General features: G+C 65.7%; 15 protein-coding genes. 10 read left to right on the forward strand and 5 right to left on the reverse strand.

Annotated features, from left to right (window positions below):
- Positions 1 to 110: 110 nt before the first annotated feature.
- On the reverse strand, positions 111 to 1,289 hold the full coding sequence (locus tag HEQ22_RS03825) for a vWA domain-containing protein (protein ID WP_432769876.1): 1,179 nt from the start codon (positions 1,287 to 1,289) through the stop codon (positions 111 to 113).
- Between the two features lie 96 nt (positions 1,290 to 1,385).
- A complete protein-coding gene (locus tag HEQ22_RS03830) occupies positions 1,386 to 2,465 on the reverse strand; it encodes a DUF2332 domain-containing protein (RefSeq protein ID WP_432769877.1) in 1,080 nt (359 codons plus the stop codon).
- A 38-nt stretch (positions 2,466 to 2,503) separates the two neighbouring features.
- On the opposite strand from HEQ22_RS03830, the gene hisG reads away from it, so the two are divergent.
- The 6 genes from hisG (at position 2,504) to HEQ22_RS03860 (ending at position 10,587) form a co-directional block, all read left to right on the forward strand.
- Positions 2,504 to 3,160 carry an ATP phosphoribosyltransferase gene (hisG, locus tag HEQ22_RS03835; RefSeq protein WP_432769878.1) on the forward strand — a complete coding sequence of 219 codons (657 nt, stop codon included), beginning with the start codon at positions 2,504 to 2,506 and terminating at the stop codon, positions 3,158 to 3,160.
- Positions 3,147 to 4,439, forward strand: a complete 1,293-nt coding sequence (gene hisD, locus HEQ22_RS03840; RefSeq protein ID WP_432769879.1) for a histidinol dehydrogenase — start codon at positions 3,147 to 3,149, stop codon at positions 4,437 to 4,439. The genes hisG and hisD overlap by 14 nt, the downstream gene beginning before the upstream one ends.
- A 10-nt stretch (positions 4,440 to 4,449) precedes the next feature.
- Positions 4,450 to 4,899, forward strand: coding sequence for a transcription antitermination factor NusB (gene nusB / locus HEQ22_RS03845; RefSeq protein WP_432769880.1), 450 nt, complete (start codon positions 4,450 to 4,452; stop codon positions 4,897 to 4,899).
- 187 nt (positions 4,900 to 5,086) lie between these two features.
- Positions 5,087 to 6,016, forward strand: coding sequence for a thiamine-phosphate kinase (thiL, locus tag HEQ22_RS03850; RefSeq protein WP_432769881.1), 930 nt, complete (start codon positions 5,087 to 5,089; stop codon positions 6,014 to 6,016).
- Positions 6,017 to 6,194: 178 nt separating this feature from the next.
- Positions 6,195 to 8,306, forward strand: coding sequence for a sodium-translocating pyrophosphatase (locus HEQ22_RS03855; RefSeq protein ID WP_432769882.1), 2,112 nt, complete (start codon positions 6,195 to 6,197; stop codon positions 8,304 to 8,306).
- 205 nt (positions 8,307 to 8,511) lie between these two features.
- Positions 8,512 to 10,587: an alpha/beta hydrolase family protein gene (locus HEQ22_RS03860; protein ID WP_432769883.1), complete on the forward strand. Its 2,076-nt coding sequence runs from the start codon at positions 8,512 to 8,514 to the stop codon at positions 10,585 to 10,587.
- Between the two features lie 23 nt (positions 10,588 to 10,610).
- Here the strand turns inward: HEQ22_RS03860 and HEQ22_RS03865 are convergent, their stop codons facing one another.
- Positions 10,611 to 11,429 carry an SDR family NAD(P)-dependent oxidoreductase gene (locus HEQ22_RS03865; protein ID WP_432769884.1) on the reverse strand — a complete coding sequence of 273 codons (819 nt, stop codon included), beginning with the start codon at positions 11,427 to 11,429 and terminating at the stop codon, positions 10,611 to 10,613.
- Positions 11,430 to 11,742: 313 nt separating this feature from the next.
- Between HEQ22_RS03865 and HEQ22_RS03870 the strand changes: the two genes are divergently transcribed.
- On the forward strand, positions 11,743 to 12,273 hold the full coding sequence (locus HEQ22_RS03870) for a CarD family transcriptional regulator (RefSeq protein WP_432769885.1): 531 nt from the start codon (positions 11,743 to 11,745) through the stop codon (positions 12,271 to 12,273).
- A gap of 158 nt (positions 12,274 to 12,431) precedes the next feature.
- On the opposite strand, the gene truA is transcribed toward HEQ22_RS03870, so the two are convergent.
- Together truA and fmt are read right to left on the reverse strand one after the other, a co-directional pair.
- Positions 12,432 to 13,172: a tRNA pseudouridine(38-40) synthase TruA gene (gene truA / locus HEQ22_RS03875; RefSeq protein ID WP_432769886.1), complete on the reverse strand. Its 741-nt coding sequence runs from the start codon at positions 13,170 to 13,172 to the stop codon at positions 12,432 to 12,434.
- A 112-nt stretch (positions 13,173 to 13,284) separates the two neighbouring features.
- Positions 13,285 to 14,205 carry a methionyl-tRNA formyltransferase gene (gene fmt, locus HEQ22_RS03880; protein ID WP_432769887.1) on the reverse strand — a complete coding sequence of 307 codons (921 nt, stop codon included), beginning with the start codon at positions 14,203 to 14,205 and terminating at the stop codon, positions 13,285 to 13,287.
- Positions 14,206 to 14,382: 177 nt separating this feature from the next.
- On the opposite strand from fmt, the gene recR reads away from it, so the two are divergent.
- Genes recR through def form a run of 3 tightly spaced genes read left to right on the forward strand, consistent with a single transcriptional unit; the run spans position 14,383 to position 15,907 of the window.
- The gene (recR, locus tag HEQ22_RS03885) at positions 14,383 to 14,979 is read left to right on the forward strand and encodes a recombination mediator RecR (RefSeq protein ID WP_432769888.1); all 597 of its coding nucleotides are present in this window, start codon (positions 14,383 to 14,385) and stop codon (positions 14,977 to 14,979) included.
- The gene (locus HEQ22_RS03890) at positions 14,976 to 15,332 is read left to right on the forward strand and encodes a hypothetical protein (RefSeq protein ID WP_432769889.1); all 357 of its coding nucleotides are present in this window, start codon (positions 14,976 to 14,978) and stop codon (positions 15,330 to 15,332) included. Before recR ends, HEQ22_RS03890 begins: the two co-directional genes overlap by 4 nt.
- Before the next feature lie 41 nt (positions 15,333 to 15,373).
- Entirely contained in the window at positions 15,374 to 15,907 is a 534-nt protein-coding gene (gene def / locus HEQ22_RS03895; protein ID WP_432769890.1) for a peptide deformylase, read from the forward strand.
- The last annotated feature ends 177 nt before the right edge of the window (positions 15,908 to 16,084 follow it).

Raw genomic sequence — 16,084 nt, forward strand, 5'->3', positions numbered from 1 at the left:
TCGAGACACCCCGATGCCGCGCGCTACCGATGGGTGTCTCGACTACGCTCGACACGAATGGGATTAGGGGATCGGCCTGAAATCGTCACGGCCTAAGTTGGCCGCAGCCGTCAATGCTTGCGCGTCAGCTCGCGCGTCGCCTTGTCGAGCCCGTCGAGGGTCAGCGGGTACATGCGGTCGTTCATCAGCTGTTTGATCAGCTTCACCGACTGGGTGTAGCCCCAATGCGCCTCCGGGATGGGGTTCAGCCACACCGCGGCGGGATAGATGCGCGTCATCCGCTGCAGCCAGACCGCGCCCGATTCCTCGTTGAAATGTTCGACGCTGCCGCCCGGATGGGTGATTTCATAAGCGCTCATCGACGCGTCGCCGACGAAGATCAGCTTATAATCATGGCCATATTTGTGGAGGATGTCCCACATCTGGTGGCGTTCGGACCAGCGCCGCCGGTTGTCTTTCCACACCCCTTCATAGGGGCAGTTGTGGAAATAGAAGAATTCGAGATTCTTGAATTCGCTCGTCGCGGCGCTGAACAATTCTTCGCACAGCTTGATGAACGGGTCCATCGAGCCGCCGACGTCGAGGAACAGCAGCAGCTTGACCGCGTTGCGCCGCTCGGGGCGCATCTGGATGTCGAGCCAGCCCTGGCGGGCCGTCCCATCAATGGTGCCCGGAATGTCGAGTTCGTCCGCGGCGCCTTCGCGCGCGAATTTGCGCAGACGGCGGAGCGCGATCTTGATGTTGCGGGTGCCGAGTTCCTTGGTGTTGTCGAGATTGGCGAACTCGCGCTTTTCCCACACTTTCAGCGCGCGCTTGTGCTTGCTTTCGCCGCCGATCCGCACACCCTCGGGATTATAGCCCGAATTGCCAAAGGGGCTGGTGCCGCCGGTGCCGATCCACTTGCTGCCGCCCTCGTGGCGCTTCTGCTGTTCTTCGAGCCGCTCCTTCAGCGTCTCCATGATCTTGTCCCAGTCGCCGAGCGATTCGATCGCCGCCATTTCCTCGGGCGTCAGGAATTTCTCGGCCACCGCCTTCAGCCAGTCGGCGGGGACGTCGACCGGGTTCTGGCCATAGTCGGAGATGATGCCCTTGAAGACCTTGTTGAACACCTGGTCGAAGCGGTCGAGCAGGCCCTCGTCCTTCACATAGATGGCGCGCGACAGATAATAGAATTGCTCGGGGCTGCGGTCGATCACCTCGCGGTCGAGCGCCTCCAGCAGCATCAGATGCTCTTTCAGGCTGGCGGGAATGCCCGCGGCGCGGAGCTCGTCGAGGAAGCCGAAAAACATGCCGCGAAACCTATCGCGTCGCGGGGGTGGGCGCAACTGCTTTACGTAAACGGAAGGTGGGGCGATCCTTCCCCTGCGGGGGAGGGGCGCCCCGCGCTACCCCATCCACTCGATCCATGCGCCATGGGCGTGGGCACGGCCCAGCATGTGCGGCGCGTCGCCGCCGGGCCAGTGGCGCACCACCAGTTCGTGATGATGCACCGTCCGATTGGCCTCGAGCGCGATCCACGCCAGCGGACGATCGGCGGTCGCCCGCGCGCCGCCGGCTTCCATCGCCGCGGTGACGCGCGCCTGCTGGTCGGCGGGGACATATTGCCAGACGATCGAGTGCATCAGCACCCGCGTCGTGCCTTCGGCTTGCGGTTTGGCCAGCTCGGCCTCGACGAAATCGGCGGCGTTGGCTTGGATCAGGTCGGGCTTCTGTTCGCGCGACGCGGCGATCGCCGCTTCCATGCGCGCGAAGCGGATTGCATGTTCGGGCCAGACATAGGCTTTCAGGCGTAGCGCCTGCGCCGGGTCGGTGAGGTCGACGGGGGCGACGTCGCAGCCCTTGAGGGCGGCGATTGCGATGCGGTGCTGCGGTGGATGGTTGCCGCGCCATTCGGGCGTAAAGCCCATCGCGCCGGACTGCGGTCCGACCTGCACCCCGCCAAGGTCGTAATGATAGCGATCCAGCATCAGGTTGATCCCGGCGCTAGACCCGATTTCGAGGCAGTCGAAGCGCGGCGGTAAGCCCTTGTCGGCGAGCCACAGCATCGCGGCGATGAAGTTCGACGAGCGCCCCGCCTCGTTGGTCTGCGGCGGGCCATCGAGCCAGGGCAGCAGCGCCGCCTCGTGCCGCGCCACCACCCCGGCGATGATCGCGGCGTCGTTGATATCCTCGGCATCGGCGTAAATCGGCGCCAGTTCGTGCGCGGTGCCCGCCAGATGCAGCGCGTGGATGCCGCCCGCGGCGCGCAGCGGCAGCGCGTCGGCGAGCGGGGCGCCTTGCCAGCCGGCGATGCGGCGGGCGAATTCGCTGGCGGGGTGGCCCAGCAAGGCGCCGAGCGCGGCGACGATGCGCGCCGTGACCGGCGCGTCGTTGGCGCGGCAATAGACGGTCTGATTGGCGAAAGCGGTGCGGACCGCCGCGGGTCCGGTCTCAGCCATGTCGACGAAGTCGTAGCGCTCGCTCATTGCCCTTTTTCCCGTCGCCGCCTATGTGCGCGACGCTTATGCCCGAACCGATCATCTTTGCCATCCCCAAGGGACGCATCCTCGACGAGGCGCTGCCGCTGCTCGCGCGCGTCGGGATCGAGCCCGCGGCCGATTTCTTCGACAAGAGCAGCCGCGCGCTGGTGTTCGCGACCAACCAGCCGCACATTTCGCTGATCCGGGTGCGTGCGTTCGATGTCGCGACCTTTGTCGCGCATGGTGCGGCGCAGATGGGCATTGTCGGTTCAGACGTCATCGACGAGTTTGACTACAGCGAGCTCTACGCCCCGGTGGACCTCAGCATAGGCCATTGCCGCCTGTCGCTTGCCGGCCCCGCCGATGCGCCGCCGCCGGGGATGGGTGAAAGCCACATTCGCGTCGCGACCAAATATCCCGCGACGACGCGGCGCTGGTTCGCGGCGCAGGGCATCCAGGCCGAGTGCATCAAGCTCAATGGCGCGATGGAGATTGCGCCGCAGCTGGGGCTGGCGTCGCACATCGTCGATCTGGTCTCGACCGGGCGGACGCTGGTCGAAAATGCGCTCGCCGAACAGACAATCATCAGCGACGTGTCGGCGCGGCTGATCGTCAATCGCGCCGCGTTCAAGCTGCGCTCGGCCGAAGTTCCGGCGCTGGTCGAGCGATTCCGGCAGGCGGTGGGCGATGCGGCGGCTTGACGCTTCCGCACCTGGCTTCGCGGCCGAATTCGACGCGCTGGTCAACGATCGGCGCGAGAGCGATTCCGATGTGTCAAGCGATGTCGCGGCGATCATCGGGCGGGTGAAGGCCGAGGGCGACGCGGCGCTCGCCGACTATACCGCGAAGTTCGACCGCTTCGACCTCGACGCGAGCGGTTGGAGCATTTCGAAGGACGAATGTGCCGCCGCTTATGAAGCGCTGGCGCCGGACCTGCGCGACGCGCTCAATCTCGCGGCCGACCGCATCCGTGCCTATCATGCCGCGCAGTTGCCCGAGGACCGCGACTATCGCGATGCGACGGGTGCGCGGCTCGGCGCGCGCTGGAACGCGGTCGATGCGGCGGGGGTCTATGTCCCCGGCGGCCGCGCCGCTTACCCCTCGTCGGTGCTGATGAACATCCTGCCGGCCAAGGTCGCGGGGGTCGGACGCATCGTGATGATGACCCCGACGCCGGGTGGTGAAACCAACCCCGCAGTGATGGCGGCCGCGCATATCGGCGGGGTCGATGAAATCTGGCGCATCGGCGGGGCGCAGGCGGTGGCTGCGCTCGCTTATGGCACCGACAAGATCGCGCCGGTCGATGTCGTCACCGGCCCCGGCAACGCGTGGGTCGCCGAGGCGAAGCGCCAAGTCTATGGCGTCGTCGGCATCGACATGGTCGCGGGGCCGAGCGAGATCGTCGTCGTTGCCGATGCGCGGAACGACCCGTGCGTCATCGCCGCCGACCTGCTCAGCCAGTCCGAGCATGACCCGACCAGCCAGTCGATCCTGTTCACCGACGACGCGGCCTTTGCCGATGCCGTCGCCGCGGCGGTCGATGCGATTATCCCAACGCTGAGCACCGCGGCGACGATGCGCCAAAGCTGGGATGCCAACGGCGCGATCATCGTCGTCCCGAGCCTCGCCGACGCGATCCCGCTTTGCGACCGGCTAGCCCCCGAACATCTCGAACTCGCGGTCGATGCCGCCGAGGCCGACGCGCTGTTCGCCAAGGTGCGCCATGCCGGTTCGGTCTTTCTCGGACGCCAGACTCCCGAGGCGATCGGCGATTATGTCGCCGGTCCCAACCATGTGTTGCCCACCGGCCGCCGCGCGCGATTTTCCAGCGGCTTGTCGGTCGGCGACTTCATGAAGCGCACCAGCTTCCTCGCGCTCGACGATGCGAGCCTGGCCGCGATCGGTCCCGCCGCAGTCGCGCTCGCTGGCGCCGAAGGGCTGCCCGCGCATGCGCTATCGGTCAGCCAGCGTCTCAGCTAAGAAAAGAACCATGAACAAACGCTCCCAGTCCCGCTCCGCCGCCCGTCTCGCCGCCGTCCAGGCGCTCTATCAGCACGAGATGGAGGCGACCCCGGTCGCCAAGCTGATCCACGAATTTCACCAGCACCGCATCGGGGCGACGATCGAAGACGCCGAATATGCCGGCGCCGACACCGAATTTTTCGACGACATCGTGAAGGGCACGCTGGCGCGGGCCGACGAGATCGACGCGGCGATCGTCGCGCGGCTGGCCAGCGGCTGGTCGCTCGAGCGGCTCGACCGCACGATGAAGGCCATTTTGCGCGCCGGCGCCTATGAACTGATCGCGCGCGGCGACGTGCCGGTCGGCGCGGTGGTCAGCGAATATGTCGATGTCGCGAAAGCGTTTTTCGACGGCCGCGAGGCGGGGTTTGCCAACGGGCTGCTCGATGCGATCGGCAAGGATGTGCGGGCGAAATAGCTTGATCCTCCCTGTGGCGAAGCCATGGGGAGGGGGACCGCTTGCGAAGCAAGGGGTGGAGGGGCCGCGACGGTAGCGCCAAAGCCCCTCCGTCAGCCCTTCGGGCTGCCACCTCCCCATCGCTGCGCGACAGGGAGGATCGAACGGTATCTTTTATACCGCATCGGTATCACCTAAGCTCGCTGCCATGTCCGAAACCGATTTCATCGCCCGCCTGCGCGCCATCGCGACCGATCCCGCCGCGCGCGGGCTGATGGACGATGCTGCCGAGTGGGAAGGGTTGGTTCTCACGCATGACATGATCGTCGAGGGCATTCACTTCCTGCCCGACGACACCCCGCAGGACGTCGCGTGGAAACTGGTCGCGGTGAATCTGTCCGACCTTGCGGCCAAGGGCGCGGCGCCGGTCGGGGTGCTTGTCGGCTACAGTCTGGGCGATGATCAATGGGACGCCGCATTTGTCGAGGGGCTCGACCTCGCACTCCGCCGCTTCGGCGTCATCCTGCTCGGCGGCGATACGGTGCGCGTGCCGGCGGGGGCGCCGCGCAGCTTTGGACTGACCGCGATCGGCCGCGCGCCGCCGGGCGGAGCGCCGTCGCGTGGCGGCGCCAGACCGGGCGACCAGCTGTGGGTCACCGGATCGATCGGTAGCGCCGGGCTGGGACTCGCCATGCGGCTGGGGCAGGTCGATCCGAACGAAACCTGCCTCGCCGCCTACCGCCGCCCGCAGCCGCAACTCACCTTTGGACAGGCGGTTACGCCCCACGTCCACGCGATGATGGATGTGTCGGACGGGCTGCTGATCGACGCGCAGCGGATGGCCGACGTGAGCGGGTGCGAGTTCGTGCTGATGCTGGAGGCGGTGCCGCTGGCGGCGGCCTTGCTCGCGGTGCGCCCCGATGTCGTCGATACGCGCCTCGCGGCGGCGAGCGCGGGCGACGATTATCAGTTGCTGTTTGCCGCCGATCCCGGTGCGGCGGCGGCGATCCGCGAAATCGCCGCGGCGCTGAACATCGCCGCGACGCCGATCGGCCATGCCGGGGTGGGCGAGGGGCTGGTGTTGACGCACCGCGCCCAGCGCATCGCGCTGCCCGCGCGTCTCGGTTTCAAGCATTGACGCAAAACCGTTATAAAAGTGCCGAAAAACCGGGGTTGCCCTTGGCATTCTTTCTTCCCATAACGCGGCGTCCAAATTCAGGGGCGGTCGCATCAGGGGAGAGGGCGAACCGGCAATCGTAAGTCGGACGTGCTCGATTGTTCACCTGGCTCCGCCCCGTTCTAGGGGAAGGAAATTCATGATTGATCCGGTTATGATCGCGATAGCGTGCGGCCTTATCGCCGTGCTCTATGGCTTCATTACCTCGCGTCAGGTGCTCAGCGCCTCGGCGGGTAATGAAAAGATGCAGGAAATTGCCGCGGCGATCCAGGAAGGCGCCAAGGCCTATCTGGGCCGCCAATATCGCACCATCGCCATCGTCGGCGTCGTCGTCGCCATCCTCGTCGGCCTGTTCCTCGGCCCGATTTCGGCGACGGGCTTCGTTATCGGCGCCGTCCTGTCGGGCGTTGCCGGTTTCGTCGGCATGAACATCTCGGTGAAGGCGAACGTCCGCACCGCGGCTGCGGCGCAGACCGGCCTCCAGGCCGGCCTGACCATGGCGTTCCGCGCCGGCGCGATCACCGGCATGCTGGTGGCGGGGCTCGCCTTGCTCGCGATCTCGGTCTTTTTCTGGTATCTGATCGGCCCCGGCGGGTTCACCGTCGGCGGTGAGGATCGCACCGTCGTCGACGCGCTCGTCGCGCTCGCCTTCGGTGCTTCGCTGATCTCGATCTTCGCGCGTCTCGGCGGCGGTATCTTTACCAAGGCCGCCGACGTCGGCGCCGACCTCGTCGGCAAGGTCGAGGCCGGCATCCCCGAAGACGACCCACGCAATCCCGCGGTGATCGCCGATAACGTCGGTGATAACGTCGGCGATTGCGCCGGCATGGCCGCCGACCTGTTCGAAACCTATGTCGTCACCGTCGGCGCCACCATGGTGCTGATGGCGCTGCTGCTGAAGGGTGCGGGCGACATGCTCGTGCCGCTGATGAGCCTGCCGCTGCTGATGGGCGGCGTCTGCATCATCACCTCGATCATCGGCACCTATTTCGTCCGTCTCGGCAGCGGCACCAACGTCATGGGCGCGATGTACAAGGGCTTCCTCGTCACCGCGGTGCTGTCGATCCCGGCGATCTGGTTCTCGACCAGCTATATCCTGCGGGGCGACATGACCACCGATGTGGTCGGCACGACCTTCAACGGCATGGACCTGTTCTATTGCTCGCTGCTCGGCCTGGTCATCACCGGGCTGATCATCTGGATCACCGAATATTACACCGGGACCAACTATCGCCCGGTGCGCTCGATCGCGAAAGCATCGGAAACCGGCCACGGCACCAACGTCATCCAGGGGCTGGCGATCAGCCTGGAATCGACCGCGCTGCCGACGCTGGTGATCTGTGCCGGCATCATCATCGCCTATCTGCTCGCGGGTATCATCGGCATCGCCTTTGCGGCGACCGCGATGCTGGCGCTGGCCGGCATGGTCGTTGCGCTCGACGCCTATGGTCCGGTCACCGACAACGCCGGTGGCATCGCCGAAATGGCGGGGCTCGATGATTCGGTGCGTGAAAAGACCGACCTGCTCGACGCCGTAGGCAACACGACCAAGGCGGTGACCAAGGGCTATGCGATCGGTTCGGCGGGTCTGGCGGCGCTGGTGCTGTTCGGCACCTACACCGCCGATATCACCGAATATTCGGCGAAGCTGGGGCTGACCGAGCCGCTGACCTTCTCGCTGTCGTCGCCTTATGTCATCGTCGGGCTGCTGCTCGGCGCATTGCTGCCGTATCTGTTCGGCGCGATGGGCATGACCGCGGTCGGCCGCGCGGCGGGCGAGGTGGTCAAGGATGTTCGCGACCAGTTCAAGAACAATCCCGGCATCATGACCTATGAGTCGAAGCCCGATTATGCGCGCACGGTCGATCTGGTGACCAAGGCGGCGATCAAGGAAATGATCATCCCGTCGCTGTTGCCGGTGCTGGCACCGATCGTCGTCTACTTCGTCATCCTGTCGGTGGCGGGGCAGGTCGCGGCGCTCGAAGCGCTCGGCGCCCTCCTGCTCGGCGTCATCGTCGGCGGACTGTTCGTCGCCATCTCGATGACCTCGGGCGGCGGCGCATGGGACAATGCGAAGAAGTATATCGAAGACGGCAACCACGGCGGCAAGGGCAGCGAGGCCCATAAGGCCGCGGTGACCGGCGACACCGTCGGCGATCCGTACAAGGATACCGCGGGTCCGGCGGTCAACCCGATGATCAAGATCACCAACATCGTGGCGATCCTGCTCCTCGCGGCACTCGCGGCGTAAGCCGCACCATCGGCGGGCGACAGCCGCCTGCGAACGAACAAAGGCCCCGTCGGAGCAATCCGGCGGGGCCTTTCTGTTTCGCTTTAACTTACTTTGTTGCCAACCCGTCGCAGCTTTCATAGGCTGGCGGACAGGGAAGGCACGGGCAATCCGCCCGAATGCCAGAGGGTTGCGGCGCAGCGATGCGCGGCGGAATATGGAGAATATGATGGGGAAGACGATGTTCGCGGCCGCGTTGATGGCGTCGGCGATGCTGCTGCCGGCGCAGGCGCAGGCCCAGGCGACGCCGGGCAAGCCGGTGGCCGAGAAGGTCAAGCTCGACACGCTCGCCGCGCTGCCGCTGATGAGCGACCTGCAGATGTCGCCCGGCGGCACCAAGATCGCGATGACGCTGGGCGCCGGAAACGAGTTCGGCTACGCCATCCTCGACCTGACCAAACCGGGTTCAAGCCCGCAGATCTTTGCGCGCGCGTCGACGTTCAAAGAGGCCGGCCAGCGCGACGTGACCAGCTATCGCTGGGTCGACGACCGCTATCTGATCCTGGAATTGGCCTCGCGCGAATTCATCGCGCAGTTCGGCCAGCGTGTCGATATCGGCCGACTGGCCGCCTATGACACGCAAACCGGCGAGACCCACCCGCTGGCGTGGGATCAGGCGACCGCCGACGCGTCGAATATCCTGCACATCGACAAGGATAAGAAGCGCATCCTGCTCGCCCGCCAGATCGACGACGGCGATACCGAAAAGATGTTCAGCTATCAGGTCGACTGGGTCGACGTCGCGACCGGCAAGGTGCTGGAGACCGTCCAGCGCACCAACCCGGTTGTCGGCGGCTGGGCGGCCGACGGCAAGGGCGTCGTGCGTATGGGCTTCGGCTCCGACCGCGACACCGGCGAGGCGCGCTATCTCTACCGCTCGGGTCCGGGCGAGAATTTCCGCACCGTGCAGAAGGTCATCGACAAGGATTTCACCGGGACGGGCATCCAGCCGATCGTGTTCCTCGACGAACCCGACATGGCGATCGTGTCGAGCAATCACGAAGGCTATCGCGCGATCTACAAGGCGAATCTGGCGACGATGACGATCGGCGAAAAGCTGTTCTCGATGCCTGGTTACGACGTCGCCACCGCGATCCCGAACGAGGATCGCGACGGCATCGTCGGCTATGCCTATGCGACCGACCGCATGCGCCGCAAATTCACCGACGAGCGGCTGGCGACGATCCAGAAGTTCCTCGCCGAGGATTTCGGCGAGGGCAATGCGGTGATCGTCAGCAGCGACGATGGCGACAAGAAGCTGGTGGTGTCGATGGCCAGCCCCGAGCAGATCGGCAGCTATTATCTCTACGACGTCGAAAGCGGCAAGTTCGCGCTGATCGGCCACGCCAGCGAGACGCTGGGCGACGGCAAGCTCAACCCGGTCAAAACGATCCGTTACAAGGCGAGCGATGGGCTCGAGATCGAGGCGGTGCTGACCACCCCGCGGCTGCGCGCCGGGCAGAAAAATCTGCCGGTCGTCGTGCTGGCGCATGGCGGCCCTTACGGGGTTCGCGACTATGCCGCCTACGACCAGTGGGCACAGACGATCGCCGAACAGGGTTATGTCGTGGTCCAGCCCAATTATCGCGGCTCGGGCGGTTACGGCAACGCCTTCGTCAAGGCGGGGCGGTCGGACGGCTTCGGCACCCGGATGCAGGACGACCTCAACGATGTCGTCGATCATCTCGCCGCGCAGGGCGTCGTCGATGCCAAGCGCGCGTGCGTGATGGGCTGGTCCTATGGCGGCTATGCCGCCGCCCGCGCCGCGCAGCGCGATGCCGCGCGCTGGCGCTGCACGATCGCCGGCGCCGGGGTGTATGACCTGCCGATGATGCGCGATTACGACAAAGGCTATCTCGGTTCGTTCGGCGCCAATTATCTGGCCAAGGGGGCGACCTCGCTGACCGACGTGTCGCCGGCGCGCAACACCGACGGCAAATGGGCGCCGATCCTGGTCGTCCACGGCGTGCGCGACCCGCGCGTGCCGATCGCCCAGGCGCGCACCCTGGTGTCGCGCCTGCGCGGCAGCGGCAAGCAGAAGGGCACCGACTTCGAATATATCGAGCAGCCGAGGAACGGCCACTATGGCATTTATTTCACCAAGGAAGAGCGGGTGGAATGGCTGGGCGGCGCGTCGAACTGGCTCGAACGCTTCAACCCCGCCTATGTGCCCTCGGATGGCGATTTTGCGAAGAAGCCGGCGCCCGATCCGCTGATCGCGAACTTCAACTTCGGCGCGTAAGCGATGATGCGGGCCGCGCGGACCTAATCCGCGCGGCCCGCCTTCATCTGCGCGGCGTAGCCCGCCTGCACCATCCCGCTCATCCGGTCGAACAAGGCGTCGGGGTCGCTGCGGCGCAGCGCTGCGATCGCGGCTTCGGCGCCCTCGGCGACCACCAGTTCGCGCGTCCCTGCCGCCACCGCGTCGAGGATCTGCGTCGCGGCAAAGCCGGGCGACAGGCCGTTGTCGATCGTCTTGTCGCTCTCCCCGCGGACGCTGCCGTCGGCGTTGAGCGCGTTGCGGCTGACATTGGTCGCGATCGATCCGGGGGCGACGACGAGGACCTTGAGCCCGAGATGCTCATTCTCGGCGCGCACGCTGTCATGGTAACCGATCAGCCCGTGCTTCGCGGCGCAATAGGCGCTGCGCAAGGGAACCCCGGCGATGCCCGCGACGCTGGAGATCGCGACGATCTGCCCGCCGCCGGCGGCGATCATCCGCGGCAGCAGGTGCTGGGTCAGCGCGATCGGGGCGAGCAGGTCGACCGCGACGATCTTTTCATAGACCGAAAAGTCGGTCTCGACCGCCAGGCTGCGCTGCGAGATGCCGGCGTTGTTGACCAGCCCGTCGATGCGCCCGCACCAATTCCACGCCTCCTCGACCATCGTCGGCAGCACGGCATAATCGGTCGCCTCGAAGGGCAGAATCATCGTGCCGGGGCCGCAATCCTTCGCCACTGTTTCGAGCGCCGCGACATTGCGGCCCGACAGGATCAGACGGGCGCCGCGGGCTGAAAGGTCTCGCGCCAGCGCCGCGCCGATCCCCGACGATGCCCCCGTAACCCACCAGACCTGATCCTGCATCGCATGCTCCCATCATCAACATTGTCCCAGCCTGAAACGACCCCGAAGCGCCGTCAAGGCGCGCGCCCGCGCATTTCCGTGCAGGGGTGGCAATTTTGTTGCGAATCTGTTATAATAAATAACAACGCACCGACACTCTGCCTCTTCCCGTCGCCGGGCTGGGGCGCTTTTCGGTGTTCCGATGGAGCCATATCCCTTGTCACTCTGACTGGCTAGCGCCGACCGAATGCTGATCCCCCTCGCATCGAGGGCGGGATGCGCCGGTGTTGTCGCACTTTCAGAACAGCGTCAAGGCACAGAAAAAGGAATTTGCATGTCCGTGAACACGCTCTTGTTCGAAGTCGGTGATTATGTCGTTTATCCCAAACATGGCGTGGGGCGCGTCATCGAGTTGCAGAAATCGGAAATCGCCGGGATGCAGCTCGAACTTTATGTCCTGCGCTTCGAAAAGGAAAAAATGACGCTTCGCGTGCCGACGAACAAGGCCGAAGGCGTGGGGATGCGCAAGCTGTCGTCGGACAAGACGCTGAAGGAAGCGCTGCAGGTGCTGACCACCAAGCCGAAGGTCAAGCGCACCATGTGGTCGCGCCGCGCCCAGGAATATGAAGCGAAGATCAATTCGGGCGACCTGGTGTCGATCGCCGAAGTGACCCGCGACCTGTTCCGCGCCGATGACCAGCCCGAGCAGAGCTATTCGGAACGCCAGATCTTCGAAGCCGCATCGAGCCGCCTCGCGCGTGAACTGGGTGCGATGGAAGAAAGCGACGAAAAGACGGCGCAGGCGAAGATCCTGCAGATCCTCAACGAACATGCGCCGCTCTATTACGCCGAAAAAGCTCTCTGAGTTGAGGTCATAGCGACAACGAAAAAGGGCGGTCCGAAAGGGCCGCCCTTTTTCGTTGCGCGCTCTTCTTTCGTCATGCCGGACTTGATCCGGCATCCATCGCCGCGTGGACGTCATGGACCCCGGATCAAGTCCGGGGCGACGAAGTGTGGTGATTGTCAGGGATAGGTCGCCCCGACGAAATACAGCCCATCCGGCGGCGCATTCAGCCCCAGCGCGCCCCGGTCCGCCGCGTCGAGCGCCGCCTTCAGGTCGCGCGCCGACCATTTTCCGTAACCGACCATGGCCAAGCAGCCGACCATCGAGCGCACTTGGTGGTGGAGGAAACTGCGCGCCGCGGCCTCGACGATGATCTCCTCGCCGTGGCGGCTGACGGTCAGTTTATCGAGCGTCTTGACCGGGCTTTGCGACTGGCAATGCGCCGAGCGGAAGGTGGTGAAATCGTGCAAGCCCACCAGATGCTGCGCCGCCGCGTGCATCGCGCCCGCATCCAAAGGCCGCACAACCTGCCACGACAGCCCCTTGTCCCACGTCAGCGGCGCGCGGCGGTTGACGATACGATATTCATACGCCCGGCCGGTGCAGGCGAAGCGCGCGTGCCAGTCGTCGGCGACGACCTCGGCCGCGAGCACCGCGATCGGCGCCGGACGGAGCTGCGCGTTGAGCGCTTCGGTCAGCTTGAACGGGGTCAGCGGCTTGGCGATGTCGACATGCGCGCGCATCGCGATGGCATGCACCCCGGCGTCGGTGCGCCCGGCGCTGAACACCTGCACCGCCTCGCCGGTGAAACGGTGGATCGCCTCCTCGATCGCCTGTTGCACGCTGGGGCCATGCGCCTGCCGCTGCCAGCCCATATAGGGGCGACCGTCATATTCGATGGTGAGGGCAAAGCGGGTCATGGCGGCCCCATACGCCCATGCTCGTCACCCCGGACTTGATCCGGGGTCCATGACTTCAGCGCCGCAGTGGACCCCGGATCAAGTCCGGGGTGACGGAGGATAGGAGGCTCCTTCATGCCAGCCGCGTCCCCGCTGGAATCCCGCGCCCGCGCAGCAGTTCGGCGGCGTCCATCGCGGGCTTGCCCGCGCGCTGCATCCGCGTCGCGCGGATCGCGCCGGGGTTGCACGCGATGGTCAGCGCATCGTCGAGCGTGACGCCCGGCGCGGCGCCGGCGACCGTCTCGCCCGGATGCACAACCTCGGCCGCCAAAATCTTGTACCGCTCGCTCTCCAGCTCGAAAAACGCCCCCGGCACCGGGTTGAACGCGCGCACCTGCCGTTCGACCTGCACCGCGCTGACCAGGAAATCGAGCCGCGCCTCGCTCTTGTCGATCTTGGCGGCGTAGGTGACGCCGTCCTCGGGCTGCGGCTCGGGCGCGAAGGCGGCGAGGTTGTTCAGGACCTGCACCATCATTGCCGCGCCTATGCCGGCGAGTTCGTCGGTGAGGTCGCCCGCGGTCTTGCCGCCCGTCGGGGTGCGTCCGATCAGCCGCATCGCGCCGGTGTCGAGCCCGGCGTCCATCTGCATGATCGTCACCCCGGTCTCAGCATCGCCGGCCAGGATCGCGCGCTGCACCGGCGCCGCGCCGCGCCAGCGCGGCAGGATCGAGCCATGGACGTTGAGGCAGCCCGCGCGCGGGGCGTCCAATATGGCTTGCGGCAGGATCAGGCCGTACGCCGCGACGATCGCGATATCGAGGTTCAGCGCGGCGAAGGCGGCCTGTTCCTCGGCGCTCTTCAGGCTTTTGGGGGTGCGCACGGGCAGGCCGTGCGCGTCGGCCCAGTCGTGCACCGCGCTCTGCTGCACCTTCTTGCCGCGCTGGGCGGGGCGGGGGGGCTGGCTATAGACCGCCGCAATCTCGTGCCCCGCGGCGTGGAGCGCGGCGAGCGTCGGCACCGCAAAGGGCGGCGTTCCCATGAAGGCGATGCGCATGGGTGCGGGCTTTGGCGGAGCGCGGCGCGACATTCAAGTCTTGGCGCAGCGTGCCCCTGCGAAGGCAGGGGCCCATCACCGTACCGTGCCAGGTTGTGCCGACCGGAGATGGGTTCCTGCCTTCGCAGGAACACAGGGAATATTGTGCATCCCAAGCACACCCACTACCACCCCGTCATGGCCTCCACCGAAATCGAAGCCCTCGTCCAGCAACTCGCCCGGCTCCCCGGCCTCGGCCCGCGGTCGGCGCGGCGCGCGGTGCTACATCTGATGAAGAAGCGCGAGAGTGCGTTCGTGCCGCTGCTCGCGGCGCTGACGACGGTGTCCGAACGGCTGGTCACCTGCACGATCTGCGGCAATGTCGACACCCACGATCCCTGCGCGATCTGCGCCGACCCGCGCCGCGATGCGCGGTCCTTGTGCGTCGTCGAAGAGGTGTCGGACCTGTGGGCGCTCGACAAGTCGCGGCTGTTTCCCGGCAAATATCATGTGCTGGGTGGGCGATTGTCGGCGCTGGAAGGCATCCGCCCGCAGGATCTGGCGATCGACGCCCTGGTCGCGCGCGTCGCCGCGGGCGGCATCGACGAGGTCGTGCTGGCGATGAACGCGACGCTGGAGGGGCAGACGACGGCGCATTATCTGGCCGAGCGGCTGGAGGGTTATCCAGTGCGGCTGACGCAGCTGGCGCATGGCTTGCCGGTTGGCGGTGAGCTGGATTATCTGGACGAGGGGACGTTGGCGCAGGCGCTTAGGGCGAGAAGGCCGGTGGGTTGAACTCGGAGCTTCGTCGAGTTTATATCAAAATTCGCAAATGGGTGGATCACGGCATTGGCGATACCGCTAGCCGGATGATGGGTGTCATGCTCGTACCGGCCATAGTGCCAATTGCCATGATCGCTCCTTTCGTCGGCGGGAACACGCCGCACGAACGGATCGTGCGATTAGCGCCGCTACTGACGTGGGCTATCGTTTGGACGATGTTTTCGATCTGGCGGGGCCTGCGCATGATGAAAGCCCAGTCGGCTAAGAATGCGCGCCACTACGACCGAATCGGGAAATTTGAGCTGCCGACTGAATATGCTGACAGTGAAAGCGCGTTGAAAGCGAAGCGGCGGCGCAAACGCTAGCCCCCCTTGACCCAACGCCTGCGCGAACATACCTGCACCCCATGGCCCTTTTACCCATCATAGAGACGCCGGATCCCCGGCTGCGCGTCATTTCCAAGCCCGTCGAGACCTTCGATGCCGAGCTGAAGCAGCTCGTCGCCGATATGTTCGAGACGATGTACGACGCCCCCGGCATCGGGCTGGCCGCGATCCAGATCGGGGTGCCCAAGCGCATCCTGGTGATCGACCTGCAGGAACCCGATCCCGAGGATGAAGAGGGCAAGAAGGTGATCCGCGAGCCGCGCGTTTTCATCAACCCCGTCTTTTCCGACGAGAGCGAGGAGCATAGCGTCTATTCGGAAGGCTGCCTGTCGGTCCCCGAACAATATGCCGATGTGACGCGCCCCGCCGAGGTCACTGTCGACTGGCAGGACGCGGACGGCAAGCATCACAGCGAGCGCATGACCGGACTGATGGCGACATGCATCCAGCACGAGCATGACCATCTGGAGGGCATCCTCTTCATCGACCATCTGTCGCGGCTGAAGCGCGAGATGGTGCTGAAGAAGCTGCTGAAGATGCGCAAAGCGGCGTGATTGGTTTCCCCTCTCCCCTTGCGGGAGAGGGCGGCGAGACTTGCCAGCTTGCTGGCTAGTCGCAGCGGGAGAGGGGGCTGGCGCGCTTGCGCGCCAAGAGACTCTGTCTCCAACCTCTAAGTCGCGAATTCTTTTGCGGCGCAGACGCGCCGCGGCACCCACCCCTGTATCCCCTCC

The sequence above is a fragment of the Sphingopyxis sp. genome (assembly GCF_050916055.1).
In the GTDB taxonomy this organism is placed as follows: domain Bacteria; phylum Pseudomonadota; class Alphaproteobacteria; order Sphingomonadales; family Sphingomonadaceae; genus Sphingopyxis.

What these genes read in the sequence shown, in the direction of transcription:
- HEQ22_RS03825 (WP_432769876.1), bottom strand. Translation starts at nt 1,289, where the DNA reads ATGTTTTTCGGCTTCCTCGACGAGCTCCGCGCCGCGGGCATTCCCGCC.
- HEQ22_RS03830 (WP_432769877.1), bottom strand. Translation starts at nt 2,465, where the DNA reads ATGAGCGAGCGCTACGACTTCGTCGACATGGCTGAGACCGGACCCGCG.
- hisG (WP_432769878.1), top strand. Translation starts at nt 2,504, where the DNA reads ATGCCCGAACCGATCATCTTTGCCATCCCCAAGGGACGCATCCTCGAC.
- hisD (WP_432769879.1), top strand. Translation starts at nt 3,147, where the DNA reads ATGCGGCGGCTTGACGCTTCCGCACCTGGCTTCGCGGCCGAATTCGAC.
- nusB (WP_432769880.1), top strand. Translation starts at nt 4,450, where the DNA reads ATGAACAAACGCTCCCAGTCCCGCTCCGCCGCCCGTCTCGCCGCCGTC.
- thiL (WP_432769881.1), top strand. Translation starts at nt 5,087, where the DNA reads ATGTCCGAAACCGATTTCATCGCCCGCCTGCGCGCCATCGCGACCGAT.
- HEQ22_RS03855 (WP_432769882.1), top strand. Translation starts at nt 6,195, where the DNA reads ATGATTGATCCGGTTATGATCGCGATAGCGTGCGGCCTTATCGCCGTG.
- HEQ22_RS03860 (WP_432769883.1), top strand. Translation starts at nt 8,512, where the DNA reads ATGATGGGGAAGACGATGTTCGCGGCCGCGTTGATGGCGTCGGCGATG.
- HEQ22_RS03865 (WP_432769884.1), bottom strand. Translation starts at nt 11,429, where the DNA reads ATGCAGGATCAGGTCTGGTGGGTTACGGGGGCATCGTCGGGGATCGGC.
- HEQ22_RS03870 (WP_432769885.1), top strand. Translation starts at nt 11,743, where the DNA reads ATGTCCGTGAACACGCTCTTGTTCGAAGTCGGTGATTATGTCGTTTAT.
- truA (WP_432769886.1), bottom strand. Translation starts at nt 13,172, where the DNA reads ATGACCCGCTTTGCCCTCACCATCGAATATGACGGTCGCCCCTATATG.
- fmt (WP_432769887.1), bottom strand. Translation starts at nt 14,205, where the DNA reads ATGCGCATCGCCTTCATGGGAACGCCGCCCTTTGCGGTGCCGACGCTC.
- recR (WP_432769888.1), top strand. Translation starts at nt 14,383, where the DNA reads ATGGCCTCCACCGAAATCGAAGCCCTCGTCCAGCAACTCGCCCGGCTC.
- def (WP_432769890.1), top strand. Translation starts at nt 15,374, where the DNA reads ATGGCCCTTTTACCCATCATAGAGACGCCGGATCCCCGGCTGCGCGTC.